Here is a 3,720-nt window from a genome sequence, read left to right as displayed (position 1 = left end):
GGATATATCCGGCCTGCTGCTGCGACTGATGCTGCTCCTGACCCTGGTGCTGAATGCACCGGCGCTGGCGCTTGCCTCGGGCGGCATCAACGGTCAGTCCGGCGGCGGTCATTGCGATGGCCCCCACGAGATCGCCGACGCTGCGATCTCTGTCACGCCCGCCTGCTGCGATGAACGGAACGCAGCCGCGTGCAGCAGCGAGGATTGCGAGTGCGTGCCGGCGAGTGTGGCCATGCTGCCGTCGGCGGCAAGCCTTGCTGCATGGCCGCTGCGTGCAGTGCCCGGTGACGCGCTGCCGCCGGCTCATCCCGCGCCTGCGCTACCTCACCTGATTCGCCCGCCGATCGCCTGATCGCGCGCAGGTTGCGTACCTGCCGTCCTGCAGTACCCCTCATCTACTTGACCCACGCGCATCCGTCGCGTGGATGGCAGGCGCTCGCGCCTGCGATTGCAAAGGAAAACCTGATCCATGAACCGCATTCTTTCCCTGAGCCTGTTACTCACCCCCGTTCTGCTGGCCACCGCCTGCGTGCGTGCCTCCGAAGAGGCCGTGTCCTCGCCCGCAACCGCAACCGCAACCGCCTCGGCGGTCGAGGCGACGGCCGGAGCGAAGATCGACCGGGAGCTTCCGTTGGCCATCGTGCACAAGACGGCCAGTTGCGGTTGCTGTGGCGTGTGGGCCGACCACCTGAAGGCTGCCGGCTTCGCGGTTGAGATACGCGATACCGATGACATGCATCCGGTCAAGCAACGGCTCGGCGTACCGGCCGGCAAGGCGTCCTGCCATACCGCCGAGATCGGTGGCTACGTGGTGGAAGGCCATATTCCGGCCAGCGACATCAAGCGCCTGCTGAAGGAAAGGCCGACGGCACGTGGCCTGGTGCTGCCGGGGATGCCGGCGGGATCTCCGGGCATGGAAATGCCTGATGGCCATGTGCAGCCGTATACCGTGGAGCTGGTGCTGGCCGATGGCAGCACCCAGCCCTTCGCACAGCACGGGCAGGGTGGCTGACAAGGTGTGGCGGGCGCGGCGGCGGATCGCCGCCGCGCCTGGTCAACGCTGCTTTTCGCGTTGCTTCTTCAACTGCGCGTCGAAATTGCGTTCGGCCGTGTCGGCGTAGTCCTGGCAGGTCATTGCCTTGGCACCCGCTGATGCACCGGCGGCGTAGTTCCAGCCGCTGGCGCCGGGATGCGGGGTCAGCAGGACATCGCAGGGCAGGGCGCGCACCGTGGCGAAGCTGCGGCGATAGTCCTCGATCAGGTGCGGGTAGCGCGGGTTGGCCTGCAGCTGATAGCCCGGCGCACTCAAACTGTCGGCGTAGACCATGCGCACCGGCTTGCCGCCCCGGGTGTCGGTCCAGGTCCAGGCGGTGCTGCCCGGGGTATGGCCGGGCACGAAGTGCGCGGTGAAGTCGACGCCACCGAGCGAGACCACCTCGCCATCCATGATGATCCTGTCCGCCGTTGCCGGCGGATAGGTGATGTCGTCGCCGAAGTGCAGGTCGTTGCTGCCGCCACGTGCCAGCAGCACCGCAGATTCGGCATTTGCGACGATCTGCGCAGCGGTACTGCGCTTGAGCGCAGCAACCGGGCCGGCGTGATCGGCGTGGGCATGACTGAGCAGGATCAGGCGCAGATCCTGCGGCGCAACGCCGCGCGCTTTCATGTTGCGCAGCAGGTGGTCGGCCATCTGCGGCATGCCGCCATCGAGCAGCACCGCGCCCTGCGGCGTCTGCACCAGCAGCGCGGTCAGGTCTTCGGTGCCGATCTGCCAGGTGTGATCGGCAATCTGCAGCGGCGCCATCGGCTGCAGCCAGGAGGCATCAACGGTGTAGGCACGCAGTTGCGGCAGCGTCGGTTCGGCGGCAGAGGCCGCAGCGGGAAGCAGGGCAGCGAGCGTGATGGCGAGGGTCTGCAAGCGCATGGGAGGGCACCGATGTAGGAGGCCCAGAAACTAGCATGGGCCTCCTTCATCGCGTCACGCATAGAATTCATGGCACCCATAAGGCGCCATGTCTCAGTAGCGATACTGCCACCCCAGCGTAAGCACTCGCCCACGCCCGGCGAAGTAGCTCGGGTTGGATGGCGTGGTCTGCGAGTAGTAGGTGATGTACTGCTTGTTGGCGAGGTTCTGCACGCCCAGGGTGAAACTGCTCTTGCCCAGCGCATAGCGGGCGACCAGGTCGACCGTGGTGTAGCCCTTGAAGCTGGCCACCGGCACGCCGCGCAGGTCGAAGTCGCGATCGAAGGCATGGCTGGCTTGCAGACGGGTGCTGAGTTGCGAGGTCCAGCCCTGTTCCCAGAACGCGGTCAGACGGTTCGGGGCGATGTTGACGCCTGCCAGGTCGCTTTCCAGACGACCATCCAGGTCGGCGTCGTAGCGGCCATTGGCGCGGGCATAGCCCATGCCGAGGTGGCTGTCACCCAGGCGCAGGCGCAGGTTGGTCTCGAAGCCTTCCACCCGCGTGGCCTGGCGCTGCACGTTGTAGGCATCGATGCCGGCGTCATAGACCAGTACCGAACCCAGCTTGGATTCGGAGGTGTAGTACGCGATATCGCCGCTGAAGCGGCCGTCGTCATACTCCAGCCCGATCTCGCGGTTGTCCGACACCACCGGCGACAGGTCCACCAGGTTGTCCACGCGCTGGCCATCGCGATTGATCGCGCGCAGCACGCGGCCAACATCGGCCACGGTGTAGCCTTCCGAATACGACGCGTAGGCATTGAGACGGTCATTGATGTACCAGACCGCGCCGAAGTTCGGCAGCGTCTCGCTCATCGTCGGTTTGCCGCCGGCCACCTTGCGTGCGCCGTAGCGGGGCAGGGTGGTGTAGTCGCCCACCTCCAGCTCGCCCTTTTCGTAACGCAGTCCTGCGGACAGCATGACGTGGTCGGTGGGCCACCACTGCAGCTGCAACAGCGGCGACAGGCTCTGATAGGTGGTCAGCGGCACCCAGTTCAGGCCGCTGGCCAGCAGCACCTGATGGGTGCGGTCGCGCAGGCCATCCAGCCCGAGGGTCACGTCCAGCGAGGTGTCGCCGATGCGACGCCAGCTCTGGGTCAGCTTGAAGCCGCGTTTGTCTGATTCATTCTGGGTCTGGTCCCAGGCGGCGTTGGCACCCGTGTTGCCCCAAGGGTCCCACTGGCTGGCGCCGTAACGCCCTTCGAAATCGACCGCGAAGGCCTGTGCCAGGAACTGGCCGCCGAACAGATCGGCATTGCCGTAGTCCAGGGTCAGCGAGCGTGAGCGGTTCATCGGCGGATCGAGCGGCGTATCGCCGGGCACCGACGTGGCCGGGCGACCGGTGCGGAAGTTGCCATCCACAGGCAGGTAATTGTCCAGGCCACGCAGTTCGTAGCGATTGGCCATCAACTGCACGCGCTGGCCTTCGGCGATGTTCCAGCCAAGCTTGGCGAAGATGTTGGTCGAGGTCGAATCCATCAGTTCGCCCTGCGCGTTGGTGCCGATCGCACGGCCGTCGCCGTCGTAGTACAGGCCCTGCCGTTCATGGGCGAGGCCAGCCACGAGGTCGAACTGTTCGCCGCGGATGCCCACCAGTGCCGAAGCGCGCTGGCCGTCATCATCGCGCCGGCGCGGCGAGGCGGCGGTGAGCGAAAGGCTGCTGTCCAGCAGGAAAGCACCCGGTTCGCTCGGCGCACTGCGGGTGATGATGTTGACGATGCCGCCGGTGCCGCCGATGCCCTGCAGCGCGTTGGCAC

Annotated in this window: 4 protein-coding genes; 2 read left to right on the top strand and 2 right to left on the bottom strand. The window is 66.3% G+C overall.

All coding sequences use genetic code 11. From position 1 onward, the window contains the following. Together AC1DJN_RS21105 and AC1DJN_RS21100 are read left to right on the top strand one after the other, a co-directional pair. Positions 1–352 (top strand): hypothetical protein (locus AC1DJN_RS21105; protein WP_478040097.1); only part of this gene is annotated, 352 nt, incomplete at its 5' end. 117 nt (positions 353–469) lie between these two features. Continuing rightward, positions 470–1,012, top strand: coding sequence for a DUF411 domain-containing protein (locus AC1DJN_RS21100; protein WP_442251794.1), 543 nt, complete (start codon positions 470–472; stop codon positions 1,010–1,012). 42 nt (positions 1,013–1,054) lie between these two features. Here AC1DJN_RS21100 and blaL1 read toward each other — a convergent pair whose 3' ends face one another. After that, positions 1,055–1,924, bottom strand: a complete 870-nt coding sequence (gene blaL1 / locus AC1DJN_RS21095) for a L1 family subclass B3 metallo-beta-lactamase (RefSeq protein ID WP_442251795.1) — start codon at positions 1,922–1,924, stop codon at positions 1,055–1,057. A 93-nt stretch (positions 1,925–2,017) separates the two neighbouring features. After that, a partial coding sequence (locus AC1DJN_RS21090) for a TonB-dependent receptor (RefSeq protein WP_478040095.1) occupies positions 2,018–3,720 on the bottom strand: 1,703 nt, incomplete at its 5' end.

The organism is Stenotrophomonas sp. 05L414_2, assembly GCF_056397905.1.
The sequence above is the reverse complement of the archived record's forward strand: the minus strand, read 5'-3'. Positions and strand labels throughout refer to the sequence as shown.

Coding starts and splice junctions, on each gene's coding strand:
- blaL1 (WP_442251795.1), bottom strand. CDS start 1,924: ATGCGCTTGCAGACCCTCGCCATCACGCTCGCTGCCCTGCTTCCCGCT.
- AC1DJN_RS21100 (WP_442251794.1), top strand. CDS start 470: ATGAACCGCATTCTTTCCCTGAGCCTGTTACTCACCCCCGTTCTGCTG.